Origin of the sequence: Bacillus sp. LJBV19, from assembly GCF_017797845.1 — a bacterium.
GTDB classification, from domain to species: Bacteria; Bacillota; Bacilli; order Bacillales; family Bacillaceae; genus Bacillus; species Bacillus velezensis.
Genome location: NZ_CP072563.1, coordinates 1,012,001 through 1,032,328 on the forward strand (window position 1 = coordinate 1,012,001; position 20,328 = coordinate 1,032,328).

Genomic DNA, 20,328 nt, shown 5'->3' on the forward strand with positions numbered 1-20,328 from the left:
TTTTTGATATGAAAAAATATAATTTTATGTATTTTGTGTTTCCGGACGCAAAAAAACCTCATCTTTAAGATGAGGCAAGCCGTTTTCTGACGGTTGAAGCGATCTCCTGAAGATCGTCAGGCGTATAGTCTTCGGCGTGGGGCTTCCAGACAGCCCCGAAACCGTCGCCTTTTCCGTAACGCGGAATGATATGCATGTGAAAATGGAACACCGATTGGCCCGCTTTTTCACCGTTGTTATTGAGAATATTCAGCCCGATCGGCTCGAATTCATCGCGGATGGCGCGTGCGATTTTCGGCACCGCTTCAAAATATTCTTTAGAAAGCTCAGGCGTAAACTCGTACACGTTTTCGATATGTGTTTTCGGAATCACGAGCGTATGGCCTTTTGTGACCTGGCTGATATCAAGAAACGCCGCGACGTGTTCATTTTCGTATACTTTTGAAGACGGAATGTCACCGGCAATGATTTTGCAGAAAATACAATCGTCCGCTTTGTGCATAGATGGGTTTCCTCCCTGAAAAGAAATATATGTATATTCTCATCGTACCACAAAAACGGCCAAAACAAAAAACAGGATGAACGGCTGCGCGTTCACCCTGATGCAGAAGTACGAGCTTTATCACAGAAAATTGAATATGCCTTTTGTAAGCACCTCATTTGTTTTTAAAATGAAGACTTATGGGTCTGCTTAATCATTCCTGGGACAAACACCTCATTTGATTATTTCATCATGAATGAAGAACATCATCAAAGCAGTGTGTGAAGAAATTGTAAGCACAGGACATGTTGATTTTCATCCAACTGTTCTAAGACGTCTTTTATAAACACCTCATTTTCAGTTGATTAAAGCTGTTTCCTTCTACATACATTATGATGTCCGCCAAAACGATAACTATGCACGATTTTCACGTGAGAAAAAAAGGGAATCGTTTCAAATCAGACTTTATTTTTGGTACTATGAAGAAAAACGAATCAGAAGGGGAGAAATTATGTCTCTGCTATCGGTAAAAGACTTAACCGGCGGTTATACGAGAAACCCGGTCTTAAAAAATGTTTCATTCACCCTTGAGCCGAACCAGATTGTCGGACTCATCGGATTAAACGGCGCGGGCAAAAGCACGACGATCCGGCATATTATCGGATTAATGGACCCGCATAAAGGCTCGATCGAGCTGAACGGCAAGACGTTTTCGGAGGATAAGGAAAGCTACCGCTCGCAATTTACGTACATCCCCGAAACGCCGGTGCTGTATGAAGAACTGACGCTCAAAGAGCATCTGGAGCTGACGGCCATGGCGTACGGCCTTTCCAAAGAAACGCTTGAAAAAAGGCTTCCTCCGCTTCTGAAAGAATTCAGAATGGAAAAAAGGCTGAAATGGTTTCCCGCTCACTTTTCCAAAGGGATGAAGCAGAAGGTCATGATCATGTGCGCGTTTCTCGCGGAGCCTTCGCTTTATATCATTGACGAGCCGTTTCTCGGCCTTGACCCGCTTGCGATCAATGCATTGCTGGAGCGGATGGACGCCGCGAAAAAAGCCGGATCAAGCGTGCTGATGTCAACGCATATCCTGGCTACGGCAGAGCGCTACTGTGACGCTTTCATTATTTTACATAACGGCGAAGTGCGGGCAAGCGGCACACTGGAAGAACTGAGAGAGCAGTTCGGCATGAAAGACGCAGCTCTTGATGACTTGTATATCGAACTGACGAAGGAAGACGCCGGCCATGAATAATATGTCTACTATTTGGCAGTCCCGGCTTGAAGAGCATATAAAGGAAACCAGAATGTATATGAAATATATGCTCAATGATCATCTCGTCATTGTGCTGATCTTTTTTATTGCCGGCGCGGCAAGCTGGTACAGCAAGTGGGTCAAAGACATTCCCGTTCATTTTCCGTCATTTTGGGTGATGGCGGTGCTCTTTTCATTTGTGCTGACCGGTTCATACGTCCGGACGCTGTTAAAGGAAGCGGACCTCGTGTTTCTGCTGCCGCTTGAACCGAAAATGGGGACATACTTTAAGCATTCATTTAAGTACAGCTATCTGTCACAGCTGTTTCCGCTTATTGCCCTGTCGCTTGTATGCATGCCTCTGTTTTTCGCTGTAAGTCCGGGGGCGTCGCTTGCGTCGTATGCCGCCGTATTTATTCAGATGCTGGCGGTAAAAGCGTGGAATCAGGCCATGGAGTGGCGGATGACGTTTATGAATGACAGAAGCATGAAAATGATCGATGCGGTTATACGCTTTATCTGCAATATGCTGCTTTTATACTTCGTCTTACAGTCGTTTTATGTGTACGCTGCCGCCGTCTATGTTGTGATGGCCGGCCTTTATGTGTATTTCACATCGGCCGCAAAACATAAATCATTAAAATGGGAAGCCCATATTGAATATGAATTAAGAAGGAAGCAGCGGTTTTACAGAATCGCCAATCTGTTTACCGATGTGCCTCACCTGAAGAAACAGGCAAAACGCCGGGCGTATCTCGACTTTTTGCTCAGAATGATTCCGTTTGAACAGCGGAAAACGTTCTCCTATATGTATGCGCGGGCCTTTCTGCGTTCAAATGATTATCTCGGCATTCAGGTCAGGCTCACGATTATTTTTATCCTGATTATTATGCTCGTTTCCGCCAATCCGTGGATAACGGCGGCGTTAACCGTATTTACCGTCTTTATTACGGGGATACAGCTTCTGCCGCTGTTCGGGCATTTTCATCATCTGTCGTTACAGGAGCTTTACCCGGTCAACCAGAAAGCGAAGCTGCAAAGTTTCTTTTCGCTGATGAAATCGGCGTTAACCGTGCAGGCGCTGCTGTTCTGTGCAGCGTCAGCTTATGCCGCGGGAGTCAGCGGGGCGCTGTATGCGGCTGTTGCTTCAGCCGTTCTGATTTTTGTGATCATGCCTTCGTATATGGGCGGAAGATTGAAAAAGTACGGCAAGCTGTAATCAATCGGGTTTTTGAAACCTCAATGAAAGAAGGAGACACAGATGACCGACGATCAGCAGCTGATACAGGAAGCACTGCAATGGAAAGCGCGTTTTTTGCGCAAAGATTCCATGCTTGAACGCTTTTCTAAAGGAATGCAGGCGAAAATAAATGAGCGGATTCCCGATAAAATTCATGCCGTCATCACAGAAAGCATTAAAAAAATGACCGAAGCAACAATGGCTGGTTCAAATCTGGTGAAAAGCAAGCGGGATACAAACGGTATGACGCTTGCTGAAAAAGATGCCCTCGCCAGACAAACCATCGCATCGTACCAAAAGGTCGCGGCAGCCGAAGGTATCGGTACGGGGGCCGGCGGAATTTTTTTAGGGATGGCTGATTTTCCTTTGCTGCTATCCATTAAAATGAAATGTCTGTTCGATCTTGCCTCCATTTACGGCTATGATGTGAAAGACAGGGATGAACGATTGTTTTTGCTGTTTATTTTTCAGCTGGCTTTCTCAAGCGGTGAACAGCGGAAACGCATATACTCAATGATTGAACAATGGGATTCGAAAAAGCATGATGTCGATTGGAGAGTTTTTCAGCAGGAATACCGCGATTATCTGGACGTGGTGAAATTGCTTCAGCTTTTGCCGGTGGTCGGAGCCGCCGTGGGCGGAGCGGCCAATTATAAACTGCTGTCACAGCTCGGTGAGACGGCAAGGCACGTTTTTCATTTAAGAATCACAGCAGCCGGTACGTAATGTACCGGCTGTTTTTTTATGTTTTTTATGTCAGCGGGGGTAGCTTACCGCGGCGCCGATAAGCACCTTGGCGGCCGTCAGCATCGCTTTTTCATTAAAATCAAATTTCGGGTGGTGATGAGGATAAATGGTTTCCGCATTTTCTAAAGCGGCGCCCGTAAAGAAAAAAGCGCCTTTTGTATGCTGCAGATAATAGGAAAAATCCTCTCCGGCCATCTGCGGCTCTCCTTCAACGACCTTCGTGACGCCGTCTGTTTCCGCTGCGGCTGCCGCCGCGTGCGCCGCTTCCTCAGGATGATTAACGACGGCGGGATAACCGCGCTTGAAACGATATTCATAGGAAGCGGAGTGCATGGAACAGATTCCTTTTACGACGGCTTCTATTTCTGCTTCGAGCAGGCTGCGCACACTTTCGTCAAACGAGCGGACGGTGCCTGATATGACTGCCTGATCGGCAATCGCATTAAACGGATTTTCAGCGGTGAACGAGCCGGCTGAGATGACGGCCGGCTGCACCGGATTTACCCGCCGGCTGACGATATGCTGAAGAGCCGTGACGATTTGTGAGCCGATTAAAACGGCGTCCTTCGTATCGTGAGGAATCGCGCCGTGGCCGCCTTTGCCGATGACTTTAATCGTAAAGCCGTCAGCGGCGGCCATCACTGGGCCCGGGCGGCATAAGACCGTTCCGACGGGTTCAGTCGCCCAAAGGTGAGTGCCGAAAATGGCATCGACATGTTCGAGGCAGCCATCCTCAATCATTGCTTGTGCTCCGCCGGGAGATAATTCCTCAGCGTGCTGGTGGATCATCACAAATGACCCTTTCAGTTTTTCCCGGTTGCGGTACAGCACTTTTCCGACCGCAAGCAGAGCCGCCGTATGGCCGTCGTGCCCGCAGGCGTGCATGACGCCGGGAATTTGTGAAGCATAGGGCACATCTTTTTCATCCTGTATCGGCAAAGCGTCAAAATCAGCTCTGAGTGCCACGGCCGGTCCCGGTTCACCGCCTTCAATATAGGCTGTGACACCGTTGCCCCCGACATTCGTCCGGATGGGGACGCCGAGCTTTTCATAAAATGAGGCGATGAACGCCGGTGTTTTTTTCTCCTTAAAGGATGGCTCGGGATTCATGTGAAGGTGACGCCTGATTTCAACCATTTCCTCATACAGCCCGTCAAGCTGAGCGTTTAAGCTTTTTTGAAGTGTCGTTAACGTCAAAAGCGATGCCCCCCTCGTCTGCTTTTCCCATGATTGTATAGAAAATGTCAGAAGATTTCAATCCTTTTGCTACGGGAGAATGATGATGGCGGCGATCGTTGTGACGACTAGCCCGGCCGCAACCGGGATAAAGTTTTTCCTGGCAAGCTCAAACGGATCAACTTTACAAATAGCCGCAGCGGGGATCAGTGCCCAAGGGACCAATGTTCCGCCCCCGACCCAGATCGCTGAAATCTGGCCCAGCGCCGTTAAAACGGCCGGGTCCGTATGAAGCGCGGCAGAAAACAGCTTTGCCATCGAGCCTGCGAGAGATATACCGGAAAACCCTGACCCGTCGAGCCCGGTAATCGCACCGACTGCGGCCAGGGCGATGCCGGCGAATTCTCCGGACATCGGAAAAGAATGGGACAGGGCCAATCCGAGGTCATTGACGATCCCCGCAGATCCTTTCGGCAGCGGGGTGTTCAAAATACTTTTAAACCCCGCGTCACCGAGATAAAAGAAGGCCGCGATCGGAATGACGGGGCCGAATACTTTAAAGCCGAATTGAAAACCGCCGATAAAATACTCGGTGATCTTTTCTAAATGCCGCTCTTTATATACAATGAAATGAATGATCAGGAGAATGCCGATCGCGGTTCCTCCGACGAGTGCCGTCGCCTCGTTTCCCTGCAGACGGTATACGATCATGCAGATAATATCGGCGAGAAAAACAAGCGGAATGAAAACCGCCAGGATCACCCTGAGTTTTTTTGGAAGATACATACTTGTGTCCAAAGAACCGGAGCTGTCCAAGGAGAGGGGGGCCTTCGTTTTTTTTCGTTCCCGCATGATGAGGAAGAAAGCGGTGATTGTCGTCGTTAACCCCATGATCAAAACGAGCGGAATACTTGCCTGCATGACATCGCTCACGGGAATGCCCGCGGCATCGGCCGTTAATTTCGGGGCCGCCTGAATGACGTAATCCCCAGATAAAGCGAATCCGTGGCCGAACAGGTTCATCGCCATAGCCGCGGCGATCGGAGAAAGGCCCGCCCGGATCGCTGCGGGAAGCAGCACAGCGCCGATCAGCGCCACCCCGGGTGACGGCCAGAAAAAAAGAGAGATGGCAAACATCAGACAGCCGATAACCCAATACGCGACAGCCGGCCCTTTCATCAGCTTTGCAAACGGAGAAATCATCGCTTCATTAATACCGGTTTCGGTCAAGAGGCCGCTCATCGCCACGATAAAACAAATGATAAAAATCGTCGGCAGCAATTCTCCGGCGGCATACGTGAAGCTGTGAAACAGGCTGCTGACCGAAGCGGAGAATGAATGCGTCGTCCATAGCGCAATCACAAAAATGCCGGCAAGTGAAATAAAGGTTGTATCTTTTCTGAGAAGCATAAAAACGATAATGGCCGCGATAAAAGCAACATAAAGCAGATGTACCGAGTAGACGCCGATCCCCAATTGAACCACTCCGTTTATAAATAGGATTGCTACAGGTTATTCATAGGCGGGCGGAAGGTGCAAAGAACGAAGCGTAAAATCGGGACATTAAAAAAGCCGGAGAATCTCCGGCGGTTTTTTAGTCTATTGCGTAATAAGCGGTTACATAAGACGGACGGGAAAAAATAGACGTCGTGTCGATGCCGGCAGATGTTCCGCGTTTTTTATGAGCTTCCTGATAAGAGTTTGACTGCTGCCAATCCTGAAAGGCTTTTTCCTCTTCCCACAGGGTCAAAATGACATACGTATCGCCTTCGAGCGGTCTTAATACGCGGATGGCTTGAAAACCGGGTTCATTTTCCACTTTGCCGGCGCGGTTTTTAAACCGGTTTTCAAACAACGGACGGCCTTCCTGGGTAACGGCGATGTTGTTGAGGACGGCGTAGCCCGGATTTTTGATTTCCCCGACGCTGTCGATGCTTTCATAGGAATGGGGCGCCTGAAAAACGGTTTCTCCATTTGTTTCATGAATTAAAACCGCATTATCCTCACCTTGCATCAGCACCATATTCTCACTCGGGTGTTTCTTTGCAATCGTCTTTAAAAAATCGGCTGTCCCGTATGTAATATAAACCTTCATATCAGCCACCTCCTGCTTGCTAGTATATCAAAAGAGTGGTATAAGTTTCTATTGGCGACTCATTCTGACATAATTCGAAACAATATTTCCCATACTACAAGTTAAGAAAGGCGAGGTGACTTATGCTGAAAAAGAAAAAAAGATTCTTTATTCCGGCTGTAATTGCGGCGGCAACCGCTTTTCTCGCGTTAATCGGATACATTATCATTATATTTCTCGGCCATTATGTCATCGATGAAAAGAAATTAATACTGCACGCATCTTCAAAAATCGTCGATCAAAACGGTGATGAAATCGCGAGCCTCTATACGGAAAATCGCGAGCCGGTATCCATTCAGCAGGTTCCGGAAGATGTGAGAGATGCCTTTATCGCCGTTGAAGATAAACGGTTTTACGAACATCACGGCATTGATGTGAAGTCTGTCGGCCGGGCGGTGTTCCGGGATGTTTTAGCAGGCGGCAAGGTGGAAGGCGGAAGCACGATCACCCAGCAGCTGGCGAAAAACATTTTTCTGACTCATGATAAAACATTTTTGCGCAAGACGAAGGAAGTCATTATCGCCATCAATCTTGAGCGTGATTACAGCAAGGACAAGCTGCTTGAAATGTACCTGAACCAGCTTTATTTCGGCCATGGCGTTTACGGCATTCAAGCCGCGTCCCACTACTACTTTAATAAAGAAGTAAAAGATTTAACCGTTGCGGAAGGAGCCGTTCTGGCAGCGATTCCGAAGGCGCCATCTCTTTATTCGCCGATTCAGCATCCGGATAAAAATAAAGAACGCCGCGATACGATTCTTGCAATGATGAACGACCAAGGCTATATCAGCGCCAAGGAAGCCGTCAGAGCCCAGGGCCGGACATTGGGGCTTAATGTCAAGAAAACATCAGAAACGCCTTGGTTTGACAGTTATATCGATCTTGTCATCAAGGAGGCGGAATCCCGTTATTCGATGTCGGGTGAACAGCTGCTTCAAGGCGGCTATACGATCCGGACGTCACTTGATTCCAAGCTGCAGAAAACGGCATACACCCTCATGAAGGAAAGCGGCTATTTTCCGGGGACGGATCAAGCGGCAGAGGGAAGCGCCGTCTTTATTGATAATAAAACCGGAGGCGTGCGCGCGGCGGTCGGCGGACGCGACTACGTGACAAAAGGATACAACAGGGTTACGGCGAAGCGGCAGCCGGGCTCAACGTTTAAGCCGATTGCCGTATACGGGCCCGCCATGCAGGAAGACAAGTTCAAACCGTATTCGCTTCTCCAAGACAAACTCACGTCCTACGACGGGTATGAACCGAAAAATTATGACGGACAGTACAAGGGGGAAGTGACGATGCAGGATGCGATCACTTACAGCATAAATGCGCCCGCTGTCTGGACATTGAAGCAGATCGGCGTAGATACGGGAAAATCGTATCTTGAGAAAAACGGTATGAACATTTCTGACAACGGACTCGCGATTGCGCTGGGCGGTCTGTCTGAAGGCGTCACCCCGCTTCAGCTTGCCGGAGCTTATCATACCTTTGCGGCAAGCGGAATGTATACGAAGCCATTTTTTATAGAGAAAATCACGGACGAAGACGGAGAAACGTTGTCCGGGCCTAAAAACGGCAAAACGCGCGTCTTCAGCGGACAGACGGCATGGAATATGACGAGAATGCTTCAGCAGGTCGTAAAAGAAGGAACCGCTTCACAAGGCAGCTATCAAGGTGACCTGGCGGGGAAAACCGGCACGACCACATTTACCGGCGTCCCCGGCGCGACAAAGGACGCCTGGTTTGCGGGATACACTCCCGGACTGACGGGAGCCGTCTGGATGGGCTATGACAAAACGGATAAAACCCATTACCTGAAAGGCGGAAGCCAATACCCGGTCAGACTCTTTAAAGATATCGTTACAAAAGCGGGGGAAAACGGCCGGACATTCAAAAAGCCTGAAAATGTGAAGGAACTGGGCAGCCCGATTGAGCTGGAGGCGGTAAAGTCCCTGTCGGCCCGTTATACATTTAAGGCGATGGGACTGATTACGGTTCAATTAAAATGGGATATTCAAAAGGATGATCGGGTTGTTTACCGAATATATGAGAAGAAAGACGGAAAAGACAAGCTTCTGGATTCGGTGAAAGGAAAAGGCAGCTTTGACATACCGTACGCCAATCTGTTTTCAGGGGCTTCATACAAAGTCGTTCCATATAATTCACAGACGGATCAAGAAGGAGAGGGAACGGAATACGTTCAGCCGAAACTTTTTTCTTCTTAATCATGAATTCGGCGATTTTTTGAACATTAAGCCTCAATTCTATACGCTTTTGAAAAAACAAGGTATAGTGTAATGGGCGAAGAACACGAACGTATGGTTGCAGGAGGAAAGGTGGAAATTCAGATGAGTAAACGAGAAGCGTTTAATGATACGTTTTTAAAAGCGGCACGGGGAGAAAAGTCAAATCACGTCCCTGTCTGGTACATGAGACAGGCGGGGAGGTCGCAGCCGGAATACCGCAAGCTGAAGGAAAAGTACGGCTTAGTCGAAATTACGCATCAGCCCGAGCTGTGCGCGTATGTGACGAGGCTCCCGGTCGAGCAGTACGGAGTGGACGCTGCCATTTTATATAAAGACATTATGACGCCGCTTCCTTATATCGGAGTGGATGTAGAAATTAAAAACGGAATCGGCCCGGTGATCGATCAGCCGGTGCGCTCTGCTGCGGATATTGAAAAGCTCGGCGAACTGAATCCCGAACAGGATGTTCCTTACGTGCTGGAAACGATCCGATTACTCGTAAACGAACAGCTGAATGTTCCGCTCATCGGTTTTTCGGGAGCGCCTTTTACGCTGGCCAGTTATATGATTGAAGGCGGGCCTTCTAAAAATTACAACAAAACAAAAGCGTTTATGCACAGTATGCCGCAAGCGTGGCAAATGCTGATGGACAAGCTCGCGGACATGATTATCGTTTATGCGAAAGCGCAGATTAACGCCGGCGCAAAAGCCATTCAGATTTTTGATTCATGGGTCGGCGCGCTGAACCGCGAAGATTACCGGCAGTTTATAAAACCGGTGATGGACAGAATTTTCCGGGAGCTTTCTGCAGAACAAGTTCCGCTGATCATGTTCGGCGTAGGCGCAAGCCATCTGGCCGGGGATTGGCATGACCTTCCTCTTGATGTCGTCGGTCTTGATTGGAGACTCGGCATAGATGACGCCAGAAAACAAGGCATTACAAAAACGGTTCAGGGCAATCTTGATCCGTCGCTTCTTCTTGCGCCTTGGGAAGTCATCGAGAAAAAAGCGAAAGCGATACTTGATCAAGGCATGAAAACGGACGGGTTTATTTTCAATTTAGGGCACGGCGTATTCCCTGATGTCACTCCGGCAACGCTGAAAAAGCTGACGGCGTTTGTACATGAATATTCCGCGGCCAAAAAAACGGAACAATCTTCCTGAGCAGATCGTTGGTTATAAGTAGATTTTCCTGTCAAAATCAAGGTAGACAGACCATCAAAAGAGGTGTTTAACAAAATGAGCAGCAAAAAGAAAATGGGGCTTCTTGTCATGGCTTACGGAACGCCTTACAAAGAAGAGGACATAGAACGTTATTATACGCATATCAGACGCGGAAGAAAGCCGGAGCCTCATATGCTTCAAGATTTAAAAGACAGATATGAAGCGATCGGAGGCATTTCGCCGCTGGCAAAAATTACGCAGGAGCAGGCGGAGAAGCTCGCACAGCGTTTAAATGAAATCCAGGATGATGTAACATTCAAAGTGTACATCGGATTAAAACATATTGAACCGTTTATTGAAGACGCGGTGGCGGACATGCATAAAGACGGCATTACAGAAGCTGTCAGCCTTGTGCTCGCCCCTCATTTTTCAACATTCAGCGTCCAGTCATACAACAAACGCGCGAAAGAAGAAGCGGAGAAGCTCGGCGGCTTGACCATCAAGTCCGTTGAAAGCTGGTATGATGAACCGAAATTCGTTGATTATTGGGTCGGCCAGGTGAAGAAAACGTATGAATCAATGCCGAAAGAAGAACGGGATGACGCGATGCTGATCGTCTCAGCGCACAGCCTTCCTGAAAAAATTAAAGAATACGGCGATCCGTATCCTGACCAGCTGGAGGAATCCGCAAAACTGATTGCCGAAGGCGCCGGAATTACCGAATACGCAGTCGGCTGGCAAAGCGAAGGGAATACCCCTGATCCGTGGCTCGGGCCGGATGTGCAGGATCTCACGCGCGAGCTGTATCAAAAGCATCCTTATAAAGCATTTGTATACGTGCCCGCAGGCTTCGTTGCCGATCATTTAGAGGTGCTTTACGATAATGATTATGAATGCAAAGCTGTGACTGAAGAAGTCGGCACAAGCTACTATCGTCCGGCCATGCCGAACGCACAGCCTGAATTTATCGACGCGCTTGCAGCGGTCGTGCTGAAAGAGCTGGACAAGTAGAATTAAACGGTAAAGAAGGCGATAAAAATGAGTGGCGATAAAAAACATCTGGTCATCATCGGCGGCGGCATAACGGGATTAGCCGCCGCCTTCTACATGGAAAAAGAAATCAAAGAAAAACAGCTGCCGCTTGAGGTCACCCTGATCGAAGCGGGCCCGAGAGCCGGCGGCAAAATTCAGACGGCGCATAAAGACGGCTACATCATTGAGCGGGGGCCGGATTCTTTTTTGGAAAGGAAAAAAAGCGCGCCGCAGCTCGTCAAGGATTTGGGGCTTGAGCATCTGCTCGTCAACAATGCGACCGGACAGTCTTACGTGCTCGTCAACGAGACGCTTCATCCGATGCCGAAGGGCGCGGTGATGGGCATTCCGACCAAAATCGCTCCGTTCATCTCCACCGGTTTATTTTCTGTTCCCGGAAAAGCGCGGGCGGCGCTTGACTTTGTCCTGCCTGCGAGCAAACCGAAGGAAGATCAGTCTCTGGGTGAATTTTTCCGCAGACGCGTCGGTGACGAAGTCGTTGAGAATTTAATAGAACCGCTATTATCAGGGATTTATGCCGGAGATATTGATAAGCTGAGCCTCATGTCCACGTTTCCGCAATTCTATCAGACTGAGCAAAAGCACAGAAGCCTGATTCTCGGCATGAAAAAATCACGTCCGCAGCCTTCGGGACAGCAACTGACGGCCAAAAAGCAGGGCCAGTTTTTAACGCTGACGACAGGGCTTCAAACGTTGGTGGAGGAGCTGGAAAAACAGCTTACGCTGACAAAGGTGATGAAAGGAACGAAAGTCACCCATATCGGCCGCGAGGAGAAAGGATATTCCGTGACGCTTGATAACGGCAAAGTGCTCTATGCGGAAGGATGCATAGTGACAGCCCCGCATAAAGCCGCGGCGAAAATGCTTTCTGATCTGCCGGCGGTTTCATGTCTCAAAGACATGCATTCTACGTCCGTTGCCAACGTCGCCTTAGGTTTTCCTGAGGGAGCCGTCAAGATGGAGCATGAAGGTACGGGCTTCGTTATCTCTAGAAACAGCGACTTCTCCATCACGGCCTGCACATGGACGAATAAAAAATGGCCGCACGCGGCGCCGGAGGGCAAAACGCTTCTCAGGGCGTACGTCGGAAAGGCCGGAGATGAATCCATCGTAGATCTTTCAGATAACGAGATCATTAAAATCGTAATGGAAGATTTGAAAAAAGTAATGAAAATGAATGGCGAACCGGAAATGACCTGTGTGACCCGCTGGAACGAAAGCATGCCGCAATACCATGTCGGCCATAAGGAGCGCATCAAAGAGTTCAGAGATGCGCTGAAAGCTTCCTATCCGGGCGTATACGCGACGGGCGCGTCATTCGAAGGGGTGGGCATCCCCGACTGTATCGACCAGGGAAAAGCCGCCGTATATGATTCACTGGCTTATTTATTTGAAACGTACCAGCCTCCGTTATCGTAAAACGGAGGTTTTTTTGCATGTTCCCGTTCTGTAAAGGGAACACCAATAAAGAGAAAAAACATTTGAATCTTCTTTGCGACTGTGATAAGTTATCTTATGTACAAAATGACTAAAACGTTCAAACGGTCAATTTAACGAGGTGGGAAACATGTCCGTCGATCGGAAAAAGCTCATTCTGGAAGCGGCAACGAAGTCTTTTACACAATTCGGCTACAAAGCAACGACAATGGATCTGGTGGCAAAGCTTGCAAATGTGGGGAAGGGAACCATCTACACGTTTTTCAAAAACAAAGAAGAACTGTTTGATGATATTTTCACCACTATTTTAAGAGAAATGAAGGAACACGCAGACGAAGCGATGAAACCGGAGCTTTCATTTCACGAAAATGTCCACCGGGCGCTTGTCGCGATTTTGGAATTCAGAAAAACACACCAGCTGACTATTAAAATTTTTCAGGAGAACGCCGAGATTGGTACAATAGCCGTTCAGGATGTCATTGCGAAAATGGAGCGGGCCATTCTGTCATACATTAAAGAAAAGATAGAAACAGCCATTGAAAACGGAAGCATTAAACCGTGTGATCCGGAACTGACCGCTTTTGTGATGCTCAAGCTCTACATCGCCCTGATATTTGACTGGGAAAAAAACCATCCGCCTCTTGAAAAAGAGACGATCGCCGAATTGCTGGAAATGTATGTTGGTCAAGGATTATCTAAATAATAGATGATCCTTCACTTTTTAGGTGCCGTGACCGTTTTGTCAAATGAGTCAGTTTGCGGAAGGAGGCAACAGGGTTGAATACAATAAAAAGCCAGTGGAAAGACATTGTAACGAACAAGAAACTGTTAATCCCCATCATTGCCATATTATTCGTTCCGCTGATCTACAGCGGAGTGTTTTTGAAGGCGTACTGGGACCCGTACGGCACGGTGGATCAGCTGCCGGTTGTCGTTGTCAACCAGGATAAAGGGGCGGACTACGAAGGGAAACATCTTCAGATCGGTGACGATCTTGTGAAAGAGTTAAAGAAAAATGATAATTTTGATTGGCATTTTTCAAGCGATCTTGATCAATCGTTAAAGGACTTATTAAATGCTAAATATTATTTATTGGTCGAGATTCCTGAAGATTTTTCGAAAAACGCCAGCACGGTAATGGATAAAAATCCGAAGAAGCTGGATCTGAAATATCATACGAATGCCGGATCAAACTATGTCGGCGCGACAATCGGGGAAAAGGCGATCGACAAACTGAAAGCCTCCGTGTCGAAAGAAGTGACAGAGCAATACGCAAAAGTCATTTTTGATAACTTTAAAGATATTGCCAAAGGGCTCGGCAAAGCCAGCAGCGGAGCCAAGAAAATAGACGACGGCACGAAAAACGCGAAAGACGGCAGCGCCAAGCTGAAGGAAAATTTAGCGAAGCTTACTGAAAGCACCGCCACCATCAGCGATAAAACACAGCAGCTTGCAGACGGAGCGGCGAAAGTGACAAGCGGAATTCAAACGCTTGACAGCTCTATCGCAAAACTTCAGAGCGCAAGCGCCGAAATTCAAGATAAATCAGGACAGATTGCTTCAGGAGGAGGCCAAGTGGCCAGCGGGCTGAAAACGAGCCTTGACGCACAAAAGCAGCTCCAGCAAAAGCTTCCGGATTTAACGAATGGATTAAGCGCGTTAAACAGCAAGGCGCAGGAAGTGTCGCAAAAAGCGGCGGCATTTGAAGATGCGATCAATTCAGTCAACCTGTCAGACATTGAAAACGCGGTTGGGCAGCTCGAGCAGACTGAAAAGGACCTGCAGCAGTTTAAGAAGAAGCTTTCTGATCTGAAAAACAACCTGGATGCCCGGGATGACGCGGTCAAAAAGGTGATTAAGGACAGTGATTTCTTAACGGATGAGCAAAAAGCGAAACTTGTTCAGCTACTGAATGAGAAGCTTCCGAAGGCCGACCTTCCGGATTTAGACAATATCGTCAGCCAGCTTCCGTCCGGCGGAGATATTCAGCTTCCGGATATGTCAGTCATAAAAAGCGCGCTCAAAGATGTAAAAGCGAAGGCTGATCAGCTGAAAGCACTGCCTCAGTCCACATCGAAACTGTATAACGGCGCAGCGGCGGTACAAGACGCGATTAACCAGCTGACAGCGGGAACTGATAAATTGTACAGCGGAGCGCAGACCGTCTTTGAAAGCCAAAACAAACTGACGGCCGGCATCGGCGAATACAACAGCAAGTTCGGACAGCTCAAATCAGGATCAGAAGCGTTAGTGTCAGGGAGCGGCCAAGTATCAGGCGGCTTAACGAAACTGCTGGACGCGCAAAACAAAATCCATGACGGCTCGTCCAAAATTGAGCAGGGTCAAGCGTCTCTCGGCACCGGTTTAAGCAAGCTTTTAGACGGCACCGGACAATTGTCCAGCCAGCTGAAAGATGCGGCCGATCAAACCGGGGACATTAAGACAGATGACAAAACGTACAGCATGTTTGCCGATCCGGTAAAAACGGACGATAACGCGATTCATTCCGTGCCTAACTACGGTACCGGACTGACGCCTTATATTCTCTCTATGGGCTTGTATGTCGGCGGATTGATGCTGACGGTCGTGTTCCCTCTGAGTGAAGCTTCAGGGCGTCCGAGAAACGGTTTTGAATGGTTCCTCAGCAAATTCAGCGTTATTCTGCTCGTCGGACTGATTCAATCCGTTATTGTCGCCACGGTTCTGTTGAAAGGAATCGGGCTTGATGTGGAGAGCACTTGGAGATTCTATCTCTTTACGATGATTACCAGCATCGCGTTCCTGTCTATGATTCAATTATTGGCGACAACGATGGGGAATCCGGGACGTTTTATCGCTGTCATCATTCTGGTGCTCCAGCTCGGGGCAAGCGGAGGAACCTTCCCGCTTGAACTCCTGCCGGGATTCTATCAAGTGATTCACGGGGCACTGCCGATGACTTACAGCATCAACGGGTTCCGCGCCGTCATTTCAAATGGCGATTACGGCTATATGTGGCAGCAGGCATCCATTCTGTTGGGCATCGCCGTTGTCATGATCGCGCTGACCATCGTGTATTTTACGGTGCAAAGCAAAAAAGAACACAAAACGGAAGAAGAAATAACAGCATAAGAAAAAGAGGCTCTGAGCAGATGGTCAGGGCCTCTTTTTTTTAGATTTCGATCGTCGTGCTATTAAAATCCCCATCTCACCAACAGTCCGGTATACGTCAATCCTCCGCCGAACCCGAATAATACCAGCGTCTGGCCTTCCGACAGTTTTTTTGCTTTCACAGCTTCATCCAAAGCGAGAATAATAGAAACCGATGAAGTGTTGCCGTAATATTCAACGCTTGTCAATGTCCGTTCAAGCGGGAAGGGCAGTTTTTCACAGATGGATTCGATCATCCGCATGTTGGCGCTGTGAGGAACGAACCAATCCAGATCGTCTTTTGAAAAGCCGGCTTTTTCTAAAAGGGCATTGCATTCCTCAGGCACGGTTCTGGCCGCCCATTTATATACTTCGCGCCCGTTTTGCACCATGTTTCCTCCGCCTTTAAGCGGCTCGCCGTTTAATTCTGCGCTCAGTCCGGTGCGATACAGCACGTCCGCGCTTCCTCCCGCTGTTCCTTGCACGGCTGCCAAAAAGCCCGGCGCTGATTCATCGCGTTCCACCAATAGGGCGCCTGCAGCGTCTCCGAAAAGAACGCAGGTCGTCCGGTCAGTATAATCCGTTACCTTTGATAATGTTTCACCGGCAATGACAATCACTTTTTGATGGGAACCGGCGGTAATTAATGCGTCTGCGAGCTGAAGGCCGTAAGTGAGTCCGGCGCATGTGGCATTAATATCAAGCGCCCCCGTGTGCGGCCAGCCGAAGTAAGCCTGCACGCGTGCCGCGGTGCTTGGAAACGCATAGTCCGCCGTCGTTGTGGCGACAAGGATCATATCGACATCATCAAGAGTTCCGCTGTATCGTTCTGCAAGATTTTTCACCGCTTCCACACACAAATCCGATGTGAATTCATGTTCGCCGGCAATGCGTCTTTCCTTCATACCGGTGCGCTGGACGATCCATTCATCAGATGTATCGACGATGCGCTCCAAATCCGCGTTTGTTAATCGGCGTGCCGGAGCATATGTACCGATTGCTGTAATTTTAGATTTTGACATGAAAAAATCACTCCTTTATATCAGATTATAACACCTGATATTATTACTTGGTACTAATTTTAATAAAAAAAACCCAAGCAGCATCCGCTGTTTGGGGAGCATGAGAATCTATTTGTAAAACGGGCTTGTGTGAACGATTACCAATGACGGCAGCGGCAACATGAATGATGATGCTTCTTTTTATCTTTCTTCTTTTTTTCTTTCTTCTTTTTACAAGGGTCTTCTTTTTTCTTTTTACAGTGATCTTTTTCTTTTTTACAGCCCCAGAAGGCTGCACCAGACCAATTATCCTCAAACCAATCCTCAAACCAATCATTATGAAATCTTTTCCGCTTGTGCGGTTTACGGCTGATCATACATTTCCCTCCTATGCTCATGCTCCCTTCATTCTATGAAAAAAGAGAAGGAAAAGATTGGACGGGTTATGGATCAAAAGAGTATATTTTAAGAAGAATAAAATTGATAGGAGGAATGACCTGTGGAAAATATGAAACATACGATGGAACTGATTAAAGAATTGGTGTCGATTCCGAGTCCGACGGGCAATACATACGAGGTTATCGCCTATACAGAAAGTCTTTTAAAAGAATGGGGCGTCTCCTCTTACAGAAACCGCAAAGGCGGTCTTTTTGTCACAATTCCCGGCCGTGATGACAAGAAACACAGATTGCTGACGGCGCATGTCGATACGCTCGGCGCGATGGTAAAGGAGATAAAGGCGGACGGCCGGCTGAAGATTGATTTGATCGGCGGCTTCCGATATAACTCGATTGAAGGGGAATATTGCGAGATCCAAACTTCTTCCGGCAAAACCTATACAGGCACCATCTTAATGCATCAGACTTCAGTGCACGTCTACAAGGACGCCGGCAAGGCAGAGCGGAATCAGGAGAATATGGAAGTCCGCCTTGATGAGCCTGTCCGGACGAAGGAAGAGACGTCCGATCTCGGCATCAGGGTCGGCGATTTCATCTCATTTGACCCGCGTGTGCAGATTACGCCGAGCGGCTTTATTAAGTCCCGTCATCTTGATGACAAAGCGAGCGTGGCTCTGCTCTTGAATTTAATCCGCCGCATCACGGAAGAGAAAATCGAACTTCCGTATACGACGCATTTTCTGATTTCTAATAATGAAGAAATCGGCTACGGCGGCAATTCCAACATTCCTCCTGAGACCGTCGAATACTTGGCTGTTGATATGGGAGCGATCGGCGACGGCCAGTCTACGGATGAATATACCGTCTCCATTTGCGTGAAGGATGCGAGCGGCCCGTACCATTATCAGCTCAGAAAACATCTGGCCGGGCTTGCGGAGCGCTATGGCATTGATTATCAGCTTGATATTTATCCGTATTACGGTTCTGATGCCTCAGCAGCCATCCGTTCGGGCCATGACATCGTCCACGGGCTGATCGGCCCGGGAATTGACGCTTCACACGCTTTTGAACGCACGCATGAGTTATCGCTTCTTAATACGGCGAAGCTTTTGCACCGGTACGTTCTATCGCCGATGGCATAAAAAACCCTGCGCGGAAATCATTCCGTGCAGGGTTTTTTTAACCTGAGATGGTTGTGTTTTGTTCTGTTTTGGCGAGGCTCATGACCTTCGCGCCTTTAACGGGATCATACTGGCCTTCCCATTTTGACATCACAACGGATGCCAGCGCGTTTCCGGTCAGATTGACGACCGTACGGGCCATGTCCATAATCCGGTCAACCCCGGCGATGAATGCAAGGCCTTCTGCAGGAATGTTGAATGCGCCTAATGTCGCAAGCAGGACGACGAAAGAAGTCCCGGGCACGGCAGCCATTCCTTTGGAAGTGACCATCAAGACAAGCACAAGGGTAATCTGCTGCCAAATGGACAAGTCAATGTGGTATACCTGAGCGAGGAATAAAGCGGCGATAGATTGGTACAGCACAGATCCGTCTAAGTTAAAGGTATATCCGATCGGCACAACAAAGGAAACAATACCTTTCGGACAGCCGATTTTCTCCATTTTTTCCATAACGCGGGGGAGTACGGTTTCGGAGCTTGACGTACTGAACGCTAATAAAATTTCATCCTTCATATAGGCGAGGAATTTGAAAATGTTTACTCCGGCAAGCTTTCCGACGATTCCGAATACAACAATGAGAAAGAAAGCCAAAGCTACATATACTAAACCGACCAGTTTACCGAGTGAAAGCAGGGAACTGAGCCCAAATTTGGAAACGGTAACACCAATCAACGCAAAAACACCAAACGGCGCAACTTTCATGACCAGGTTCACAACATGGAACATCGCATGAGAAACACCTTCAAAGAAGGCCAAGACAGGCTTTCCTTTTTCACCGATTGCCGAGATGCCGAGTGCAAACAGCACGGTAAAGCAGATAATGGCAAGCAGATCTCCTTCGGCTAATGATTGGAAGAAGTTTGTCGGTACGATATGCAGGAATGTGTCTGCGATAGATTTGTTATTTTGTTCTTTTTCTGTTTCAACATATTGACTGATATCTGTCTTTTGAGCTTCATGTATATTAACGCCTGTTCCCGGATGAAACAGATTCGCCAAAGCCAGCCCGAGAATAATGGCAAAAGTAGTAATGATCTCAAAATACAAAATCGTTTTGAAGCCTAATTTTCCGACTTGTTTTCCGCTTCCCGCGCCGGCAACGCCGATGATTAAGCTGGAGACGACAATTGGAATCACTATCATTTTGATTAAGCGTAAAAACAAATCGCCGATAGGCTGTAAATATGTTGGAATGGCGGGATTGCCGTACCAGATGACACCGACTACAACCCCTAGTATGAGTCCGACGAAAATTTGCGTCGCTAGTCCAAAGCGTAATTTTTTCATAGATTACCTCCCGAAGAAAAAAGTGCAATAAGTATCTAAAAAGATAGCTATTAGAACAAATTATAATAGAAAAGAAAACAATCCGTCTATAGAAAAATATAGATTGAAAATACTGAATATTTTAAAACGTACAGATAATTGCTAATAATGGTGAATAACGCCCTATTCAGAAAGTATGATGACGGACGAAAAAAACGGGCGCCGCACAACTTAGAATTGTGCGGCGCCCTATTGTCACATATCCTTAATTTTCAAGCAGTCATTACACAAATTAATGTGACACTCATACTGCTCAACAATCTCATTTCCGCATTCTTCGCATTTCTTACCGGGTAAATTTCTGAAAAAATCCGACATCTTTTCCAACATACCCATCCCTCTTTCATTGTTTTGTCTTT

General features: G+C 47.8%; 18 protein-coding genes. 10 read left to right on the forward strand and 8 right to left on the reverse strand.

The features are described from left to right. Positions 1-64: 64 nt before the first annotated feature. Positions 65-502: an HIT family protein gene (locus tag J6600_RS05140; protein ID WP_021494930.1), complete on the reverse strand. Its 438-nt coding sequence runs from the start codon at positions 500-502 to the stop codon at positions 65-67. A gap of 490 nt (positions 503-992) precedes the next feature. Here J6600_RS05140 and ecsA point away from each other — a divergent pair, with 490 nt between their 5' ends. The 3 genes from ecsA to J6600_RS05155 are packed head-to-tail and all read left to right on the forward strand — an operon-like array spanning position 993 to position 3,702. Further along, entirely contained in the window at positions 993-1,736 is a 744-nt protein-coding gene (gene ecsA, locus J6600_RS05145; RefSeq protein WP_003155231.1) for an ABC transporter ATP-binding protein EcsA, read from the forward strand. Further along, positions 1,729-2,955, forward strand: coding sequence for an ABC transporter permease (locus J6600_RS05150; protein WP_209388063.1), 1,227 nt, complete (start codon positions 1,729-1,731; stop codon positions 2,953-2,955). Before ecsA ends, J6600_RS05150 begins: the two co-directional genes overlap by 8 nt. Positions 2,956-2,997: 42 nt before the next feature. After that, positions 2,998-3,702 carry an EcsC family protein gene (locus tag J6600_RS05155; RefSeq protein ID WP_209388064.1) on the forward strand — a complete coding sequence of 235 codons (705 nt, stop codon included), beginning with the start codon at positions 2,998-3,000 and terminating at the stop codon, positions 3,700-3,702. Between the two features lie 30 nt (positions 3,703-3,732). Here the strand turns inward: J6600_RS05155 and J6600_RS05160 are convergent, their stop codons facing one another. From J6600_RS05160 to hmoB, 3 genes are all read right to left on the reverse strand, one after another. Next, on the reverse strand, positions 3,733-4,920 hold the full coding sequence (locus tag J6600_RS05160) for a M20 family metallopeptidase (RefSeq protein ID WP_209388065.1): 1,188 nt from the start codon (positions 4,918-4,920) through the stop codon (positions 3,733-3,735). Positions 4,921-4,989: 69 nt separating this feature from the next. Next, positions 4,990-6,375, reverse strand: a complete 1,386-nt coding sequence (locus J6600_RS05165) for a hypothetical protein (protein ID WP_182072509.1) — start codon at positions 6,373-6,375, stop codon at positions 4,990-4,992. Positions 6,376-6,493: 118 nt separating this feature from the next. Then, complete coding sequence (gene hmoB / locus J6600_RS05170) at positions 6,494-6,994, reverse strand: heme-degrading oxygenase HmoB (RefSeq protein WP_017417382.1); 501 nt, start codon at positions 6,992-6,994, stop codon at positions 6,494-6,496. A 122-nt stretch (positions 6,995-7,116) separates the two neighbouring features. Between hmoB and J6600_RS05175 the strand changes: the two genes are divergently transcribed. From J6600_RS05175 to J6600_RS05200, 6 genes are all read left to right on the forward strand, one after another. Further along, complete coding sequence (locus tag J6600_RS05175) at positions 7,117-9,258, forward strand: transglycosylase domain-containing protein (RefSeq protein WP_021494934.1); 2,142 nt, start codon at positions 7,117-7,119, stop codon at positions 9,256-9,258. Between the two features lie 123 nt (positions 9,259-9,381). Further along, positions 9,382-10,443: a uroporphyrinogen decarboxylase gene (gene hemE, locus J6600_RS05180; RefSeq protein WP_209388066.1), complete on the forward strand. Its 1,062-nt coding sequence runs from the start codon at positions 9,382-9,384 to the stop codon at positions 10,441-10,443. Positions 10,444-10,518: 75 nt separating this feature from the next. Further along, on the forward strand, positions 10,519-11,454 hold the full coding sequence (hemH, locus tag J6600_RS05185) for a ferrochelatase (RefSeq protein ID WP_209388067.1): 936 nt from the start codon (positions 10,519-10,521) through the stop codon (positions 11,452-11,454). A 27-nt stretch (positions 11,455-11,481) separates the two neighbouring features. Continuing rightward, positions 11,482-12,915: a protoporphyrinogen oxidase gene (gene hemY, locus J6600_RS05190; RefSeq protein ID WP_014417341.1), complete on the forward strand. Its 1,434-nt coding sequence runs from the start codon at positions 11,482-11,484 to the stop codon at positions 12,913-12,915. A 148-nt stretch (positions 12,916-13,063) separates the two neighbouring features. Then, positions 13,064-13,636 (forward strand): TetR/AcrR family transcriptional regulator, encoded by a 573-nt coding sequence (locus J6600_RS05195; protein ID WP_003155219.1) that lies wholly within the window; start codon positions 13,064-13,066, stop codon positions 13,634-13,636. Between the two features lie 74 nt (positions 13,637-13,710). Continuing rightward, positions 13,711-16,044, forward strand: a complete 2,334-nt coding sequence (locus tag J6600_RS05200) for a YhgE/Pip domain-containing protein (RefSeq protein ID WP_021494936.1) — start codon at positions 13,711-13,713, stop codon at positions 16,042-16,044. Between the two features lie 62 nt (positions 16,045-16,106). Here the strand turns inward: J6600_RS05200 and fabHB are convergent, their stop codons facing one another. Together fabHB and J6600_RS05210 are read right to left on the reverse strand one after the other, a co-directional pair. Next, positions 16,107-17,084, reverse strand: coding sequence for a beta-ketoacyl-ACP synthase III FabHB (fabHB, locus tag J6600_RS05205; RefSeq protein ID WP_003155217.1), 978 nt, complete (start codon positions 17,082-17,084; stop codon positions 16,107-16,109). A 137-nt stretch (positions 17,085-17,221) separates the two neighbouring features. Continuing rightward, on the reverse strand, positions 17,222-17,440 hold the full coding sequence (locus tag J6600_RS05210) for a hypothetical protein (RefSeq protein ID WP_095273051.1): 219 nt from the start codon (positions 17,438-17,440) through the stop codon (positions 17,222-17,224). A 131-nt stretch (positions 17,441-17,571) separates the two neighbouring features. On the opposite strand from J6600_RS05210, the gene J6600_RS05215 reads away from it, so the two are divergent. After that, positions 17,572-18,603 carry a M42 family metallopeptidase gene (locus J6600_RS05215; RefSeq protein WP_204283013.1) on the forward strand — a complete coding sequence of 344 codons (1,032 nt, stop codon included), beginning with the start codon at positions 17,572-17,574 and terminating at the stop codon, positions 18,601-18,603. Between the two features lie 37 nt (positions 18,604-18,640). Here J6600_RS05215 and J6600_RS05220 read toward each other — a convergent pair whose 3' ends face one another. Continuing rightward, complete coding sequence (locus tag J6600_RS05220; protein WP_003155211.1) at positions 18,641-19,930, reverse strand: glutamate/proton symporter GltT; 1,290 nt, start codon at positions 19,928-19,930, stop codon at positions 18,641-18,643. Between the two features lie 234 nt (positions 19,931-20,164). Further along, complete coding sequence (gene yhfH, locus J6600_RS05225; RefSeq protein WP_012117221.1) at positions 20,165-20,305, reverse strand: protein YhfH; 141 nt, start codon at positions 20,303-20,305, stop codon at positions 20,165-20,167. Between the last annotated feature and the right edge of the window lie 23 nt (positions 20,306-20,328).

Coding starts and splice junctions, on each gene's coding strand:
- J6600_RS05150 (WP_209388063.1), top strand. CDS start 1,729: ATGAATAATATGTCTACTATTTGGCAGTCCCGGCTTGAAGAGCATATA.
- J6600_RS05195 (WP_003155219.1), top strand. CDS start 13,064: ATGTCCGTCGATCGGAAAAAGCTCATTCTGGAAGCGGCAACGAAGTCT.
- fabHB (WP_003155217.1), bottom strand. CDS start 17,084: ATGTCAAAATCTAAAATTACAGCAATCGGTACATATGCTCCGGCACGC.
- J6600_RS05155 (WP_209388064.1), top strand. CDS start 2,998: ATGACCGACGATCAGCAGCTGATACAGGAAGCACTGCAATGGAAAGCG.
- J6600_RS05140 (WP_021494930.1), bottom strand. CDS start 502: ATGCACAAAGCGGACGATTGTATTTTCTGCAAAATCATTGCCGGTGAC.
- J6600_RS05215 (WP_204283013.1), top strand. CDS start 17,572: ATGAAACATACGATGGAACTGATTAAAGAATTGGTGTCGATTCCGAGT.
- hemE (WP_209388066.1), top strand. CDS start 9,382: ATGAGTAAACGAGAAGCGTTTAATGATACGTTTTTAAAAGCGGCACGG.
- J6600_RS05220 (WP_003155211.1), bottom strand. CDS start 19,930: ATGAAAAAATTACGCTTTGGACTAGCGACGCAAATTTTCGTCGGACTC.
- ecsA (WP_003155231.1), top strand. CDS start 993: ATGTCTCTGCTATCGGTAAAAGACTTAACCGGCGGTTATACGAGAAAC.
- hmoB (WP_017417382.1), bottom strand. CDS start 6,994: ATGAAGGTTTATATTACATACGGGACAGCCGATTTTTTAAAGACGATT.
- yhfH (WP_012117221.1), bottom strand. CDS start 20,305: ATGGGTATGTTGGAAAAGATGTCGGATTTTTTCAGAAATTTACCCGGT.
- hemY (WP_014417341.1), top strand. CDS start 11,482: ATGAGTGGCGATAAAAAACATCTGGTCATCATCGGCGGCGGCATAACG.
- J6600_RS05175 (WP_021494934.1), top strand. CDS start 7,117: ATGCTGAAAAAGAAAAAAAGATTCTTTATTCCGGCTGTAATTGCGGCG.
- J6600_RS05210 (WP_095273051.1), bottom strand. CDS start 17,440: ATGATCAGCCGTAAACCGCACAAGCGGAAAAGATTTCATAATGATTGG.
- hemH (WP_209388067.1), top strand. CDS start 10,519: ATGAGCAGCAAAAAGAAAATGGGGCTTCTTGTCATGGCTTACGGAACG.